The sequence below is a fragment of the Massilia sp. UYP34 genome (assembly GCF_056279385.1).
This window is the reverse complement of record NZ_JBWBRF010000002.1, coordinates 17,605-33,658: the sequence shown is the minus strand read 5'-3', so window position 1 is coordinate 33,658 and position 16,054 is coordinate 17,605. Positions and strand designations below refer to the sequence as shown.

Here is a 16,054-nt window from a genome sequence, read left to right as displayed (position 1 = left end):
GTCAACAAAGCAGGGCAAAACGCCGGTCGTTTTAGCAATTTTTAGTAAACACCGTGTATTGGCTGTAAACACGGAGGTTTGCCCGCTTCGCTGCACGCGCGCCTGCCTACTTCGGCGCGGCGACGGGACCGGCCTCCAGCAACTCGAGCTCGGCCAGCTCGAACGCCGCGCCCTGGGCGAAACGCAGGCGGTATTCGCGGTAGGCGCCGGGCCTGGCGATGCCGAACGGCCGCAGCTGGCGCTCCCAGGCGAACACCTCGTCCTCGCGCGCATCCAGCGCCACCCAGGCGCCCTTGCCGTCGCGCCCCTCGAGCGTCCACGTCGCCTTGCCCAGCGCCGCCTTGCCGCCGGTGATGGTGTAGTGGCTGATCGTCGTGGGCCTGGCGAAGGCGAAGCCGATGGCGGCCCTGGCCGGGAGCTGCGCCGTGGTCATCGCATCGTCGTCGACCAGCGCGGCGTCAAGACGCTTGCCGTCCAGCGTGCCGGTCGCGCCCTTGCTGCGGTCGATCAGGCCGGCGGGACGCTGGCCGGCGGCGGTCATCGACGCCGGCAAGGCGCCGGCCGCGCTGCCCCAGGTCGAGGGCTTGCTGCCCATCGTGAATTCCAGCGTGGCGCCGGCGGCGATGTCGGCGTGGCGAATCCAGGGCTGGTTCCACGGCTTGCCGTTGACCTTCAGCGACTGCACGTAGACGTTGTCCTGGCTGTTGCCATGGGCGACGACGGTGAGCGTGCGGCCATTTTCGAGCTTGACCTCGCTGCGCGCGAACGCCGGCGAGCCGATCACGTACTCGGGAGAGCCCATCCGCAGCGGATACAGGCCCAGCATGGCGAAGGTGTACCAGGCCGACATCTCGCCATTGTCCTCGTCGCCCGCATAGCCCTGGCCGATCTCGCTGCCCAGGTACAGGCGGCGCAGGATCTCCCGGGTGATCTGCTGCGTCTTCCACGGCTGGCCGGCGGCGACGTACATCCACGGGATGTGGTGGGCCGGCTGGTTGCTGTGGGCGTACATGCCCATGCGCACGTCGCGCGTCTCGGTCATCTCGTGGATCACCTGGCGGTAGCTGCCCGAGTACTTCGCCTCCGCCGTCTCCTGGGTGGCGAAGAACTCGTCGAGCCGGCTGGCCAGCACCTGGCGCCCGCCCATCAGGCTCGCCAGCCCTTGCGCGTCGTGCGGCACGGTGAAGGCGAAGGTCCAGGCATTGGCCTCGGTGTAGTCGCCGCCCCAGCGGCGCGGATCGAATTGCCTGGCCGGCACGCGCCACCCGCCCTTGGCGTCGCGGCCACGGAAGAACATGGTCGCCGGGTCGTAGACGTGGACGTAATCCGCGGCGCGGGCGCGGAAGTAGGCGGCTTCCTCGCGGTAGCGGCGGCCGCGCGCGCTGTCGTTGCCATCCTTGCCTTCTTCGGCGGCCAGGGCGGTGGCAAGCTGCGCCAGGCCGAAGTCGTTCAATGCGCCTTCCAGCGTCCACGACATGCCTTCGTGGACCGAGGTGTCGGCGTAGCCCCGGTACATCGACTGCGCCAGGCCCTTGCGGCCGACGTTCGAGACCGGCGGGACTGCGGTCGCGTTCTTCAGCGCCGCCTCGTACGCCTGGTGGGCGTCGAAGCCGCGCACGCCCTTGAGCCAGGCGTCGGTGAAGGCCACGTCGGAACTGGTGCCGACCATCAGGTCGGCGTAGCCCGGCGACGACCAGCGCGCCACCCAGCCGCCGTCGCGGTACTGCTGCAGGAAGCCGTCGACCATCTCGCCGGCGCGCTTCGGCGCGAACAGCGCATAGGCCGGCCAGGTGGTGCGGAAGGTATCCCAGAAGCCGTTGTTGACATACACCTGGCCGGGGAGCACGGGCGCCGACGTGCGCATCGCATCGCCGCCGGCCTTGTCCTTCGACCAGCCGCTCTGGTCGGCATGGCGCCAGTCGGGCCTGGCGGCGGTGCCGACGTTCTCGTGGGCGACGTTCGGATACAGGAACAGGCGGTACAGGTTCGAATAGACGGTGGTCAGCTGGTCTTCGCTGGCGCCGTCGACCTTCACCCGGCCGAGCTCCGCATCCCACGCCGCCTGCGCGCGTTCGCGCACGGCGTCAAAGCCAGCGTCGCCGATCTCGAGGTCCAGGTTGCGCTGCGCCTGCTCGACCGAGATCAGCGAGGTGGCGATGCGCATCCGCACCTCGCCCTTGTCGGCGAATTTCACGTAGCCGGTCGGACGGCCGGTCTCGATCAGGCCGCTGTCCTGCCAGCGCTGGTCGAAACGCGCGAACACGAACATGCGCGTGGCGCCGTTCGACAGGCCGCTGCGGGTGTCGGTATAGCCGCGCAGGGTCTGGGTCGCCGCGTCGAGGGTGAAGCCGCCGCGCTCGTCGACGTTGTCGAACAGCAGGTTGGCGTCGCCGTTCTCGGGGAAGCGGAAGCGGAAGATCGCGGCGCGCGAGGTCGGCGCCACCTCGGCGCGGATGCCGTTGTCGAAGTCCACCCGGTAGGTGTAGGGCCGCGCGAGCTCCTGGTCGTGCGAGAACGGCAGCGCGCGGCGCTGGCGGTCGGCGTCGGGGCGGCCTTGGGCGCTGGAGGGCATCACCTGGAAGGTCTGGCGGTCGGCCATCCATGGGCTGGGCTGGTGGCTGAGCGACAGCGCCTGCAGGCGCGGACGGTTGTTCGCGTCGTTCTGCTCGTTCCAGCGATACAGCCAGCTCAGGGTGCCGGCGTCGGTGGCCGGGGTCCAGAAGTTGAAGCCGTGCGGCACGGCCGTGGCCGGGATGTTGTTACCGCGCGAGAAAGTGCCGTTGGCCTGGGTGCCGCGCGTGGTCAGCACGTGGTCGGACAGCCGCGCGACCCTGGCGACGGCCTGTTCCTTGACCTCGACGTCGTCGATCCAGCCACTGGCGCCGCCCCTGGCGGTGGGCCGCAGCTCCAGTTCGATCGCCTTGATGCGGCGTCCTTCCAGGCTGCCCAGCCGCACCGCCTTGCGCGCCCACTGCTGCGGATACAGCGTCTTCGACTGGCCCTGGGCGGCGGCGCCCAGGCGCACGCCATGGTTGTCGCGCAAGTCGAGGCTCGAGAGCCGGCGGCCATCGTCCAGCACCAGGTCGAGCGAGACGTTGGTCGACGTGTCGATGTCGCCGTCGACGATCTCGGGCAGCACCATCCACGACAGCACCGTATCGGGCTTGACGTCGATATCGACCGCGTACAGCCGCAGGCGGCCGCCCTGGCCTTCGGCATGGTAGTGCAAGGCCCGGGCGCCGGTATAGCCGGCTTTCTTCTTGGCGGCGTAGGGGCGTTCCGGGCCCTCTCCCAGGGCCACCTTCACGCCCTCGCCCGCCAGCGAGGCGGGCGAGGGCTGGCCGGATTCGAAGGAAGACGAGAAGCGGAGTTGTGCGGTGTCGGCGCCGGCGGCGGCGGCGGCGAACAGCAGCGCCACGGCGGCGGATATGGTGTGCGTCTTCTTCATGTGAGGACGGTCTCCTATGGTGTTGTTGTAGTGGCCCGCACGGCGTCGGACAGCGAGCGGATGTTCATGGCGGCGCGCAGCGCGCCTTCATTGGCGGTGGCGGTCAAGCGCAACCGGACGCGCTCGCCCGGCAGCAGCGTCAGGGCGTTGTCGGACAGCTCGGCGTCCAGCGCGCCGAAATCGATCCAGACGGCGCGCGCGAGCCGGGCGGCCTCGATCTCGACCACGTAGCCATCGCCGTCGCGGCGCAACTCAGCGTGCAGTTGAGCGCGCAGGCCGGCGTCAACCCAGGCGATGTCCTTGGCCGGCGCGAAATACACGACCCCGCGCGAGGGAGCTTCACCCGCGGCGCGCAGCTCGAACACGGCGACGGTGGACGCCGGATCGGCGCCGCCGAGCAGGTCGGCGTCTGGGTAGCCGGCCGCATCGAACGCCGACAGCGGCGCGATCTCGACCGCCTTGCGCTCGTCGCGCAGCACCCGGCCGCCAAGCGTCATCACGCGCGTGCGCAGCTCGCCGCGCGCGGGATGCGTGCGGTCGTTGAGCAGGCTGACCCGGGTCATGCCCGTGCGGTCGCGCAGCGCCGCCAGCGCGACCGGCGCGAAGAAGCGCCGGGCGTGGAACTGCAGCGCCTTGGGCCGGCCGAACCAGTCGATGCCCGACCATGAGGCCCCCGGCCACACGTCGTTGAGCTGCCAGTAGAGCGAGCCCATGGTGGTCGGACGGCTGCGCCGGTGGTGCAGCGCGGCCAGTTCGATGCCCTCGGCCTGCATCGCCTGGCTCAGGTAGGCGAAGCCCGAAAAATCGGCCGGCTCGCCGAACTCCTCGCGCACGTATTTCAGCAGGCGCTCGTTGCCCCGGCCGGCCATGAATTTCTGGTGCGCCTCGATCACCGGATGGTCGATGCGCTGCTGCGCGCGGTGGGCGAAGGCGTCGATGGTGCGCTGGACCGGCCAGGCCTGCAGGCCATACTCGGACATGAAGCGCGGCGTGACGTCCAGGTAGGCCGACACGGGATGGGCCGGATTGCCCCACACTTCCCAGTAGTGCATGTCGCCGGCGGCCGGCGTGTTGGCCACTTCCTGCAGGTCGTTGCCGGGAGAGCTGGACCAGTAGCCGATGCCGCCGCCTTCTTGCGCCACCACCTTGCGCAGGTCGACGCCGAACAGCTGCACATAGCCTTTCCATACCCGGTCGGCGAAGGCCGGGTCGGCCTGTTCCAGGGTCTTGCGGTGGCCCCAGTACTTCCACGCGATCTCTTCCTCGTTGTTGCCGCACCAGAGCACGACGCTGGGGCGGTTGCGCAGGCGCCGCACCTGGTCGCGCGCCTCGTGCACCACGCTGGCGCGGAAAGCCTCGTCGTAGGCCGGCTGCATGCCGCCGCCGAACATGAAGTCCTGCCACACCATCAGCCCCAGCTCGTCGGCCAGGTCGTAGTAATCCTCGCCCTCGTAATAGCCGCCGCCCCAGCTGCGCAGCATGTTCATATTGGCGTTCTTCGCCGCTTCCAGCACGCGCCGCAGCTGCGCGCGGCTCACGCGCGGCTGGAACATGTCGAAGGGGATGGTGTTGGCGCCCTTGGCGAACACCGGGATGCCGTTGACGACGAAGTAGAAGCTGCTGCCGCGATCGTCCGGGTCGCGCCGCAGTTCGACGCTGCGCAGGCCCGTGCGCGCGGTATGCGTGGCCAGCGGCGCCTTGCCGCCGCCGACCTCGCGCACCTCCAGTTCGTAACGGTACAGCGGCTGGGCGCCATACCCGTTGGGGAACCAGCGCTGCGGGTAGTCGACCCGCACCGGCAGCGCGATCCGGTTGGCGCCGGCGTCCAGCGCGACGCGCCTGGACGCCGCCAGCGTGCGCTTGCCGTCGGGCGCCGTCTGCCACAGACGCAGTTCGGCGCGCCCCGTGTGCACGACGTCGAGCGAAGCGATGGCGGTGACCTCGGCGCGCGCGGCATCGACCCGGTCCTGGCGCAGCTGCAGGTCGTCGATGCGCACCGCATCCCAGCTGTGCAGCGTTACCGGCTTCGTGATCCCGGCGCCGACGTAGCGCGGGCCCCAGTCCCAGCCATAGTGATAGCCGGGTTTACGCACGAAGTTGCCGGTCATGGCGTCCTTCGGCTCGTCGCCGTACGGAGACGGGTAGTTGCCGGCGATCTTGTGCGGCATCGCGGCCACCTGCGGCAGCATCTTCGCGATCGGCGAGCGCAGCACGACGCGCAGGATGTTGCCCTCGGCGCGCAGCCGCCCTTCGACCGGCACGCGCCAGGTGCGGAAGGCATTGTCGGCCTCGAACAGCTTGACGCCGTTGAGCCAGACCTCGGCGAAGGTGTCGAGGCCCTCGAACACCAGGTCGCTGCGCGCGGCGCGCAAGGTGGCGGCCGGGACGTCGAAGCTGGTGCGGTATTCCCAGTCGGCCAGGCCGATCCATTGCAGGCCGGCTTCGGGCGCGCCGACGTAAGGGTCCGGAATCACGCCGTGCGCGAGCAGGTCGGTATGCACCGTGCCCGGCACGGTCGCGGCGCGCGACGGCAGCGCTTCGACATGGGTGTTGCCCTGGGCGTGGCCGGGCAGCAGACGGAAGGTCCAGCCCTGGTCGAGCGCTAGCCGGGAGGCGGCGGCTGGCGCGGCCGCCATGGCGGCCGCCAGGGCGACGATCAATGCCGACACAAGGCGCGCGCACCATCGCCCCGGCCAGGGCGCGGCTGCGCGGGCCCGTTCGTGCATGTTCATGGCGTGCATGGCTTGCATGGCTTGTCCAGAATGAGAAAATCCTCCCCGGCCGTGGCGGCGCGGGGAGGATGGAACGGGGATCAGAACTTGTAGTTCAGGCCCATGTACGCGACCCGGCCCGCGTAGCTGTTGGAGTAGAAGCGCTGCTTGGTGCCGTTGCCCAGGTGCGAGCGCGACTCTTCCTCGGTCAGGTTCAGGACCGACGCCGTCAGGCTCAGTTGCGGCGTGAAGTTGTAGGCGGCGTTCAGGTCGACCTGGCTGTAAGGTTCCTCGTACACGTTCAAGCCGTTCATCAGGCCGTTGACCACTTCGCCGCGGCGGTTGTACGAGGCGCGCAGCATCAGCCTGTCGTTCGAGTAGAACACCGTCAGGTTTGCCTGGTTCCTGGCGCTGCCGACCAGCGGCGAGGTGCCGATCTCGGTGCCGTTCGCCAGCGTGATCGCGGCCTGGTTGGTCTTGTTGTACGTGTAGTTGGCCTGGATGCCGAAGCCGTTGTCGAAGGTGTGCTGGCCATACAGCTCGATGCCCTTCGACACCGCGTCGCGCCCGCCGGCGCTGGTCGCGTAGTTCTGGACCGCGATCGCGTCGCCGCCGATGTTCAGGGTCACGTCGCGCACCACCGGCACCGCGAAGTTCTGCACGTTCTTGCGGAACAGGCCCATGCCGAGCACCGAGCCGCGCTGGAAGTACCACTCCAGTCCCACGTCGTACTGGGTCGCCTGGTAGGGCTCCAGGTCCTTGTTGCTGCCCGAGCCATACCAGCCCTGGCGGTCGCCGCCGCCGATCAGGCGGCGGTCTTCGACGTATTCCTGGCTGTAGTAGTTCAGGGCGCCCGGCGCGCCGATGTCGTTGTAGCTCGGACGCGCCACCACTTTCGAGGCCGCCGCGCGCAGCAGCAGCGTGTCGGTCAGGTCGTACGCGATGTTCAGGCTCGGCAGCACGTCGGTGTAGTTGCGGTCGAGCGAGCTGACCACATAGGTCGAGACATGGCCGGTGGCCGGATTGGTCTGGCTGTCCGGCACCACGGTAAAGCCGCTGGTGCAGCCCGAGCCCGCGGGCGCGCCGGCCGCCGGCAGGCCGCCGGCCTGGCAAGGCGCCGGGGTGCCGTCGGGACCGTCGAAGAAGTAGTCGTTGAAGTAGTCGACCTTGTCGGTCGAATCGGCATGCTGCTTCGTGCGGACCACGCGCACGCCGAAGTTGCCGCGCAGGCGGTCGGTCTTGATGTTGGCCTGCAGGTACATCGAGGTGATCTTCTCGTCCACGTTGTAGATGAAGTTGTCCTCGTTGCGGGTCTGCATGGCGCCGTAGGTCTGGTTCAGGTACGAGATGTAGGCCGGGTAGTCGATGCCGGGGAAGGCGCTGGCCTTCAGGCCGTTCGTCAGGTTGCCCAGCGATGCGTTGTACAGGAACTCGGGACGGAACTTGTTGGCGTTGGCGTCGCAGCCGTTCTGGTAGCGGCTGTCGTAGTCGCCCGGGTCGGCGCCCTGGCACACCCAGTAGTTGTTGCCGGTGCTGCGGCTGGTGCCGCCGTCGCGGTACTTGGCGCCAAACTGGATCGAATCGAGCCAGTTGCTGTCGGCATGCCAGGTCAGGTCGGTCTGGGCGTAATTCTGCTCGGTGCTGTTGCGGGTCCACGAGGACGAGGTCGAGCCCAGGTCGATCTCGCCGATGCCGTTACGCAGGTTCTGCATCAGTTCCGGCGCGAAGGTCATGGTCGGCGTTCCCGACACGTCCCACGACGTCGCGGTGTTGCCGAGGGTCCAGCTGCCGTCGGCGTTCTGCACGCGCGGCTTGATCGGCATGCCGAACTGCAGCGCGGGACCGCCCTTGGCCCAGGTGCGGCCGGCCTTGAAGCTGGCGTCGATCGAATCGCCCTTCCATTCGACTTCGAAGTCGGCGGTCTGCGACAGCGCCTTCTCGCGGCTGTAGCTGCCGGTGATCTGCGGGGTCGGGATGGTGCAGTCGTCCGGACCGAAGCCGCCGGTATTGGTCAGGCCGCCCGCGCCGGCCTGGGCGCTGTTGCAGTAATAGGCCTTGCCGGGGTGAACGCTGTACTGGGCGCCGGTGACCACGGTGCCGCTCGGGTCGAAGCTCAAGCCGTCGAGCAGGCGTCCGCCCGGCCAGTTGCCGTCGCCGTCGTAGCGCGCGATATTCCATTCCGGGACCTTCAGCTGGTTCAGCTGGCTGTTCTGCTGCAGGTCGAAGCGGAAGTAATTCGCCGTCATGTTCAGGTTGCGCAGCGGCTTGAACTGCAGGGTGATCTGGCCGCCCTTGCGTTCGCGCTCGGTCTCGCGCACGTCCATATTGACCGAGGTCGGCATCGCGAACTTGCTGTAGTACTTGCCCGACTGGTCATAGAAGCCCGACTGGCCCCACCAGAACGAATTCAGGCCCGAGGGGTTGCCGTTGACGTCGACCGGCCGCTGCGTCCTGTAGTCGTCGGCATACCACTGCCAGTTCTCGGTGCTGGCGCCCATGGTGCGCGTGGTGCGTTTCTGCTGGGTGAAGCCGACCAGGACGCCGATGCGGTTGCTCTCGTCGTGCCAGGCGTACTGGCCCGAATACTGCGGGTCGGTCTTCTTGGTGGTGTCGGCCCAGGTGCCTTCGACGTTGACGAAGCCGGAACCGGACTCGACGTCCAGCGGACGGCGGGTGCGCAGGATCACGGTGCCGCCGATGCCGCCCTCGTCGAAGCGCGCCTCGGACGTCTTGTACAGCTCCGCGCTGGCCAGCATGTTCGACGGCATCAGCATGTAGTTGAACGAGCGGCTCGGATCGCCGTTCGATTCGGCGGTGGCGACGTAGTTGCCGTTCAGCTGGGTCAGGGTGAGATCGGACGACAGGCCGCGCACGCTGACGTTCTTGCCTTCGCCGCCGCTGCGGGTGACGACCACGCCCGGCACGCGCTGCAGCGCGTCGGCCACGTTCTTGTCGGGGAATTTGCCGACGTCTTCGGCGGTGACCACCTCGACGATCGAGTTGGCCTCGCGCTTCTGGTCGAGGCTTTTCTCGATCGCATAGCGGTAGCCGGTCACCATGACCGTCGCTGCCGGGCTGGCGGCGTTCTGCTGGGCCGGGGTCGGCAGCGCAGATCCGGCCGGCGACTGCACGGCGGGCTGGACCGGCTGGTCGGCCGGCGGCGCGGACGCGGCGCCGGTCTGCGCATAGGCGTTGGAAAGCGACAGCAGCGCGACGCCGACCGCCATGGCGATGGGCGTGACGCGGCAGCTCGGCTGCCGGGAAGCGGCTTGGGTTCTTGAAGTCATCGTGCGTCTCCTGATCGTGCCCTGTAGCGGGCTTTCTTTTAGGCGGAACCTGTCGGGGCTCCATGAAGCGACTTGCCCTGCTCTCCCCGGATGCGACACGCTGGAATGATAGCGTTCACAGGGATTTACTAAACGGCAGTGATGCCGCGCGCATAGCAGGGGTCTTCGTGTAACAACAAGCGAATTTATACAAAGGAAAGAACTTACACTCAACATTCTTTCGCGGAAGCGGCGAAGTTTAGCGAAGTTTAGTAAACGCCGATAAACCGTGCGCACCCCCGGTCCATGGCAACGAGTGCGATATCATCGCGGCAACTTAACCAGAGACAAGAGTGCCTCCGCTGTGTTTTTCCCCTATGTTTACGTTGCCTACCTGTACCTCGTCCTGCGCCTGATCGTTCCCCTTCCCCTGCACCGCGCCACCCGGATCGGCCTGGGACTGGCCCTGCTGCTGGTGTGCCAGCACCACATGATCCAGCGCTGGGTCTACGGCACGATGTTTTCGCCCGAGATCCCGCGCATCTTCATCATCCTGCTGGGCTGGTTGTACTGCGGCTTTTTACTGGTTCTTCTGCTGCAGCTGCTGGCCGACCTGGCCCTGCTGGCCGCGTGGGCGCTGCGCCGCGGGCGCGCCATCGATGCGCGCGTGACCATGCGCCTGCGCTACGCCGTGGTCGCCGCCGGCGCGCTGCTGTCGGCCGTCGGCGTGGGCCAGGCGATCCAGGCGCCCGAGGTGCGCCGGGTCGAGCTGGCGATCCGCGACCTGCCGCCGGCCCTGACTGGCTTCCGGATGGTGCAACTGACCGACCTGCACATCAGCCGCCTGATGCACGGTGACTGGGTGCGCGAGGTGGTCGAGCGCAGCAATGCGCTGCGGCCCGACCTGGTCGTCATCACCGGCGACCTGATCGACGGCTCGCCGCAGGCGCGCGCGGGCGACGTGCGGCCGCTGGCCGGCCTCGTGGCCCGCCACGGCGTCATCGCGAGCCTGGGCAACCACGAATACTATTTCGGCGCCGAGCGCTGGACGGGCGCCTTCGAAGCGCTCGGGATGCGCGTGCTGGCCAACCGCCACATCACGATCGACCACGCGGGCGGGCGCCTGACCATCGCCGGCGTCACCGACCGGGTGGCGCCGCGCTTCGGCATGGAAGGACCAAGCACGCGCCGCGCGCTCGAAGGCGCGGCGCCGGATGTCCCGGTCGTGCTGCTCAGCCACCAGCCGATCGGCATCGCCGCCAATGCCGGAACGGGGATCGACGTCCAGCTGTCGGGCCATACCCATGGCGGCATGATCCGGGGCGTCGACCAGGTCGTGAAGCGCGCCAACGGCGGCTACGTCTCGGGCAGTTACCGCATCGGGGGCATGCAGCTGTACGTCAGCAACGGTACCGGCCTGTGGAACGGCTTCCCGATCCGGCTCGGCGTGCCGGCCGAGATCACCGAATTCATCCTCAGGCCGGCAAGCTGAGTGAGTGCCTGGATCAGCGCGGCCGCTTTTCCAGCGCCGGCACCGGCGGCAGCGACGCCCGGTGCCGCTCGATGTCGCTGAGCAGCAGGCGCGCCTGGGTGCCCCAGCCGCCGACGAAGACATCGTCCTTGCCGTCGCCATCGAGGTCGCCCTTGCCCATGCTCCAGCTGCGGCCGACGGTGACGCCGGGGATCACGGACAGCGTCGCGTCCTTGAAGTGTCCCTTGCCGTCGTTCTGCCAGGCGCGCAGCTGCAGCGGCACGAAACCCGGCACCTGGATCGCGCCGACCAGCAGGTCGGGCGCGCCGTCGTGGTTGAAATCGACCACCGCGCCGGCCCAGCTCGAAAAGGTGTGCGCCGGCAGGCGCGCCGCGGTCTCGTCGCGGTAACGGCCCTTGCCGTCGTTGACCAGCAGGCGGGTCTGCGGATCCTTTTCCCAGCCGGCATTGTTGCTGGTGATGTTGAAGAAGACGATATCGGGCCTGCCGTCGCCGTTCGCGTCCAGCACGTGCACTTCGCGCGTCTGCATCGGCGTCTTCAGCTCGAGCCGGTGCGACTCGTCCCTGAATCGGCCCTTGCCGTCGTTGATCAGGAGCCGGTTCGGCTGGCTGGGGCTGGCCAGTACCAGGTCGAGGTCGGCGTCGCCGTCCATGTCGGCCAGCACCGCGCCCTCGGTCTGGTCGTTCGCCTGCGGCAGGTGGGTGGCGGAGGCGTCGATGAAGTAACCGGGACGCGTCGCGTCGCCCAGGAACAGCAGGTTCTTCGCCGGCGCCTCCTTGCCGCCGCCCGCCTCGCCGGTGCTGCCGATGAAGATGTCGGGCAGGCCGTCGCCATCGACGTCGCCGACCGCGAGGCCATTGCCCTGGCTGTGGGCCGGCAGGCGCGCGCTGGCGTCGATGAAGCCGCCCTTGCCGTCGCCCAGGTAAAGCTGGTGATATTCGTCGGCCTCGGCCACGAACACCACGTCCATATGGCCGTCGCGGTTGACATCGGCGGCGCGCACGTGTTCGCTGTCGTGCATGCGGGCGCCGAAGGCATCCGGCACGTAGGTCAGCCTGCCGCCGCCGTCGTTGCGGTACAGGCGGTTGACGCCGTGCTCCACCGAGACCACGACATCCAGGTCGGCGTCGTGGTCGACATCGATGAACACCGAGTCGGTCGCGTGCAGGGCCGGTGCGACCGGCACCTTGGGCAGGGTCGCATCGATCCAGCCGGATCCCGGCGCCTCGGGGATCAGCGCAAAGGCGTCATACGCAGGATCGCGCACGGGCGCCGTGGCGGCCTGGCTTGGGGTCCGGGCGTGCAGAGCGGCGCCCCCGATCTTCGTGGCGGCCAGCGCCATGGCGGTGGCGAGACGGATCCAACGGGCAATGCGCGGCCTGGCGCAGGGTTCTGGCGTCATCGATGCTCCTCCTGTCGCTGCGAACGGGCAGCATAGCAGACCTGGCAATGGCGCCCTCGACGAGCCGGCCGGGGCCGGCAAGACGGGCGCCGGCCGGCCGCTTCAGAAGAACGGCCAGGCGACGCGCCCCCTGATGTGCAGGACGATGCGCAGCGCCGGGTAGCCGAGCGCGAAGCCGAACGCCGGCAGGCAGCATGGCTGGCCCATGAAGGCCAGCCAGACCCCCGCGACCATGCTGGCGGCCACCAGCACCATCAGCCACAGCTCGATGCTGAGCAGGAATCCGGACGCCGCGCGCCACACTTGCCGCAGCCCGGTGGCGACTTCCCTGACGAACTTCATGTCATCGATCATGGCAGTGTCACCTCCTGGACGGGACCGGCGCGCGGCGCCCGCGCCGCTACCCGCATGGTAGTCGCGCCACTGGCATGAAACATTGCCATATGCCAATAAATGCCCGGGAGCTTCAATCTTGCGCCGCTGTCCAGCCGGGATTGTTATCATACTTTCATCAGAATACCCATCCTGCCCCGCAACCCGGCAGGCCTATTGCGCCATAGAAGAAACCGACATGACCCATAGTCCGCAACGCGTTGTCACAGGAATCCCGGAACTCGATGCAGTGCTGCACGGAGGCCTGCTGCGTAACCGCATTCACCTGATCGAAGGCCGGCCCGGCACCGGCAAGACCACGCTCGGCCTGCGCTACCTGATCGAGGGCGTGGCCGGCGGCGACGCCGGCCTGTATCTGAGCCTGTCCGAAGCGGAAGAAGAACTGCGCGCCACCGCGGCCAACCACGGCTGGACCCTGGAAGGGGTGGAGATCGTCGAGATAATCCCGGTGCCGGCGCAGCCGGCGCCGCAGAGCATCCTGCTGCCCACCGACAGCGAGCTGGCCGAGCTGGTCAACCGCATCGCCGAACGCGTCGAGCAGACGCGCGCGGCGCGCGTGGTGATCGATTCGATGGTCGAGATCCGCCTGCTGGCGCGCGACAGCGCCCACTACCGGCGCCAGATCATCGCGCTGCGCGAACGCCTCAGCCGCATCGGCGCGACCGTGCTGCTGCTCGACGACATCACCTCGGACGGCCGCGAATACGAGCTGCAAAGCGCCGTGCACGGCGTGATCTCGCTGGAGTACATGGAACCCCATTTCGGCGCCGCCCGGCGCCGCCTGCACGTCCTCAAGATGCGCGGCGGCAGCTTCCAGACCGGCTGGCACGACTACAAGATCCTTCCCGGCGAGATCCTGGTCTTTCCCAGCCTGATCGCGCAGGAGCATCACCGCCCGCCGCAACGCAACGACATCGTGAGCGACAACGCGGCCCTCGACGAACTGGTCGGAGGCCCGCTGGTCGCCGGCAGCTCGACGATGGTGCTCGGGCCCTCCGGCGTGGGCAAGACGACGCTGGCGCTCCAGTATGCGCGCTCGGCGGTCAAGGCGGGCCTGCAGGTGGCGTACTTCAATTTCGACGAATCCGAGTCGACGCTGCGTTCGCGCCTGGTCGCGGACATGGGCGAAGGGCCGGTGCGCGACCTCGACATCGGCGACGCCGGCGCCGGCGACGCGGCGGACCCGGGCGACAACCGCCGCTTCTTCCTGCGCCGCGTCAATCCGTCGCGCATCTCGCCCGGCGAATTCATCTGGGGCGTGCGGCGCCTGGTCGAAGACCACGGCGTCAAGCTGGTGATCATCGACAGCATCAACTCCTACCTCGACGTGATCCGGCAAGAAAAGTCGCTGCTGCCGCAGATGAACGAGCTGTTCTCTTACCTGAGCAACATGAGCGTGTCCTCGATCATCGTCGGCGCCCATTCGCAGACGCTGGACACCTCGAAGGAGCCGGATGCGGTCAGCATCATCACCGATAACATCATTTCGCTGCGCTACTACGAGCGCGACCACGTGGTGTGCAAGGCGCTGTGCGTGCTCAAGAAGCGCCAGGGACCGCACGTGCACGAGATCCGCGAACTCGAGCTGACCGCCGACGGCATCCGCATCGGCGCCCGGGTGCAGCGCCAGGACGACGATCGCGGGGTGGCGGCCCTTGGCGCCTGACGCGACACAGGCGGTGGTGGTGTTCGCCCCGCTGGCGGGCGACGCCGCCGCCCTGCGCGCGATCGTCGAGCACGAGGGCGTGGCGGCCACGGTCTCCGCCGGCGTCCCTGAATTCTACGCCGCGCTGGGCGACGGCGCGCTCGCGATCGTCATCACCGAAGAAGGCCTGGCGCGCTGCGCGCTGCACGACCTGGCCGACCGGCTGCGGCGCCAGCCGGTGTGGTCCGACCTGCCGCTCCTGGTACTGGCCGACGCCGACAGCCGCGACGTCGACGACGGCCGCTTCCGGCGCCTCGGCGAACTCGGCAACGTCACCCTGCTCATCCGCCCCACCGCCCGCCTCGCGCTGGCGATGGCCTTGCGCGCGGCGCTGCGCACGCGGCGCCTGCAGTTCGCCGTGCGCGACCAGCTGGCGCAGCTGGCCGGCCATGCCGGCGAACTGGAGGCGACGGTGGCGCGGCGCACCGCCTCGCTGGAGCACGAGGTGCTCGAGCGGCGCCGGGTCGAACAGGCGTTGGCCGAGGCGCGCCGGCTGGAATCGATCGGCAAGCTCACGGGCGGCATCGCCCATGATTTCAACAACATCCTGCAGGTGGTGGCCGGCAGCGAAACCCTGCTGCGCATGCTGCTGGCGGACAGCCCTGACGTGCGCGTGGCGCGCGCGCTGGACGGCATCCGGCGCGCCGCCGGCCACGGCGCTTCGCTGACCCAGCAACTGCTGGCCTATGCCCGGCGCCAGCCGCTGGCCAGCGTCGCGGTCGACCTGCGCGCGCAGCTGCGCGCGACCTCGGACATGATCCTGCGCACGCTGGGCCCAGGCATCGAGCTGCGCAGCGAGGTCGCACCCGACCTGTGGCAGGTCGTGGTCGATCCGGCCCAGCTCGACGCCGCGGTGCTGAACGTCGCCGGCAACGCGAGCGACGCCATGCCGGACGGCGGCGTGCTGGCGCTGGAGGCGCGCAACTGGACCTTGCCCGACCCCGCGCTGCCCGAAGGCGGTCGCCTGGCCGGCGACTTCGTCGGCCTGTTCGTCGGCGACGAGGGCCAGGGCATGAGCGAGGAGACCGCGCGCCAGGCCTTCGAGCCGTTCTTCACCACCAAGCCGATGGGCAAGGGCACCGGGCTGGGGCTGTCGCAGGTGTACGGCTTCGCCATCCAGAGCCATGGCCTGGCCTTCATCCGGCGCGATCCGGTCGGCACCACGATCGGCATCCTGCTGCCGCGCAGCGAGGAGCGGGCCACGGCCGCCGACAGCGACCCGTCCGCCCTGCGCGCCGACGGCCTGAAGGGCCTGCGCGTACTGTACGTCGAGGACGACCCCGACGTGGCCGACGCGACCGGCGCGCTGCTGCAGTCGCTGGGCGTCCAGGTGCGCCTGGCCGCCAGCGCCGATGCGGCGCTGGCCAGCGACCTGGCGCAGGTCGACCTGGTGTTCTCGGACGTGATGATGCCGGGAGAGATGGACGGCATCGACCTGGCGCGCTGGCTGACCGAGCACCATCCGGCGCTGCCGGTGGTGCTCACCAGCGGCTACATGCTGTCGCCCGAACGGCTGCAGGACCTGCGCGTGCAGTTCGTGCGCAAACCCGCGTCGCTCGGCGCCATCCACGACGCCTTCGTCAGCGCGCTGCGCAAGCGCGAATCTGGCGGCGGCGCACGCCAGCCGCGCTGACGCG

8 protein-coding genes are annotated in these 16,054 nt (G+C 68.9%); 3 read left to right on the top strand and 5 right to left on the bottom strand.

Annotated elements, in window-relative coordinates:
• Positions 1–106: 106 nt before the first annotated feature.
• The 3 genes from ACZ9AQ_RS03600 to ACZ9AQ_RS03590 all read right to left on the bottom strand — a co-directional run bounded on the left by ACZ9AQ_RS03600 (position 107) and on the right by ACZ9AQ_RS03590 (position 9,446).
• Complete coding sequence (locus tag ACZ9AQ_RS03600; protein WP_429202784.1) at positions 107–3,448, bottom strand: GH92 family glycosyl hydrolase; 3,342 nt, start codon at positions 3,446–3,448, stop codon at positions 107–109.
• Between the two features lie 14 nt (positions 3,449–3,462).
• Positions 3,463–6,198 carry a beta-mannosidase gene (locus ACZ9AQ_RS03595; RefSeq protein ID WP_429202786.1) on the bottom strand — a complete coding sequence of 912 codons (2,736 nt, stop codon included), beginning with the start codon at positions 6,196–6,198 and terminating at the stop codon, positions 3,463–3,465.
• Positions 6,199–6,260: 62 nt separating this feature from the next.
• Complete coding sequence (locus ACZ9AQ_RS03590) at positions 6,261–9,446, bottom strand: TonB-dependent receptor (RefSeq protein WP_429202787.1); 3,186 nt, start codon at positions 9,444–9,446, stop codon at positions 6,261–6,263.
• Between the two features lie 343 nt (positions 9,447–9,789).
• Between ACZ9AQ_RS03590 and ACZ9AQ_RS03585 the strand changes: the two genes are divergently transcribed.
• Positions 9,790–10,917, top strand: a complete 1,128-nt coding sequence (locus tag ACZ9AQ_RS03585; RefSeq protein ID WP_429202788.1) for a metallophosphoesterase — start codon at positions 9,790–9,792, stop codon at positions 10,915–10,917.
• A gap of 13 nt (positions 10,918–10,930) precedes the next feature.
• On the opposite strand, the gene ACZ9AQ_RS03580 is transcribed toward ACZ9AQ_RS03585, so the two are convergent.
• The gene (locus tag ACZ9AQ_RS03580; protein WP_429202790.1) at positions 10,931–12,319 is read right to left on the bottom strand and encodes an FG-GAP repeat domain-containing protein; all 1,389 of its coding nucleotides are present in this window, start codon (positions 12,317–12,319) and stop codon (positions 10,931–10,933) included.
• Between the two features lie 102 nt (positions 12,320–12,421).
• The gene (locus ACZ9AQ_RS03575; RefSeq protein ID WP_429202792.1) at positions 12,422–12,673 is read right to left on the bottom strand and encodes a hypothetical protein; all 252 of its coding nucleotides are present in this window, start codon (positions 12,671–12,673) and stop codon (positions 12,422–12,424) included.
• A 217-nt stretch (positions 12,674–12,890) separates the two neighbouring features.
• Between ACZ9AQ_RS03575 and ACZ9AQ_RS03570 the strand changes: the two genes are divergently transcribed.
• Together ACZ9AQ_RS03570 and ACZ9AQ_RS03565 are read left to right on the top strand one after the other, a co-directional pair.
• Positions 12,891–14,378 carry an ATPase domain-containing protein gene (locus tag ACZ9AQ_RS03570; RefSeq protein WP_429202794.1) on the top strand — a complete coding sequence of 496 codons (1,488 nt, stop codon included), beginning with the start codon at positions 12,891–12,893 and terminating at the stop codon, positions 14,376–14,378.
• A complete protein-coding gene (locus tag ACZ9AQ_RS03565) occupies positions 14,368–16,050 on the top strand; it encodes a response regulator (RefSeq protein ID WP_429202795.1) in 1,683 nt (560 codons plus the stop codon). Before ACZ9AQ_RS03570 ends, ACZ9AQ_RS03565 begins: the two co-directional genes overlap by 11 nt.
• Positions 16,051–16,054: the final 4 nt, after the last annotated feature.

What these genes read in the sequence shown, in the direction of transcription:
- ACZ9AQ_RS03590 (WP_429202787.1), bottom strand. Translation starts at nt 9,446, where the DNA reads ATGACTTCAAGAACCCAAGCCGCTTCCCGGCAGCCGAGCTGCCGCGTC.
- ACZ9AQ_RS03575 (WP_429202792.1), bottom strand. Translation starts at nt 12,673, where the DNA reads ATGATCGATGACATGAAGTTCGTCAGGGAAGTCGCCACCGGGCTGCGG.
- ACZ9AQ_RS03595 (WP_429202786.1), bottom strand. Translation starts at nt 6,198, where the DNA reads ATGCAAGCCATGCACGCCATGAACATGCACGAACGGGCCCGCGCAGCC.
- ACZ9AQ_RS03580 (WP_429202790.1), bottom strand. Translation starts at nt 12,319, where the DNA reads ATGACGCCAGAACCCTGCGCCAGGCCGCGCATTGCCCGTTGGATCCGT.
- ACZ9AQ_RS03600 (WP_429202784.1), bottom strand. Translation starts at nt 3,448, where the DNA reads ATGAAGAAGACGCACACCATATCCGCCGCCGTGGCGCTGCTGTTCGCC.
- ACZ9AQ_RS03570 (WP_429202794.1), top strand. Translation starts at nt 12,891, where the DNA reads ATGACCCATAGTCCGCAACGCGTTGTCACAGGAATCCCGGAACTCGAT.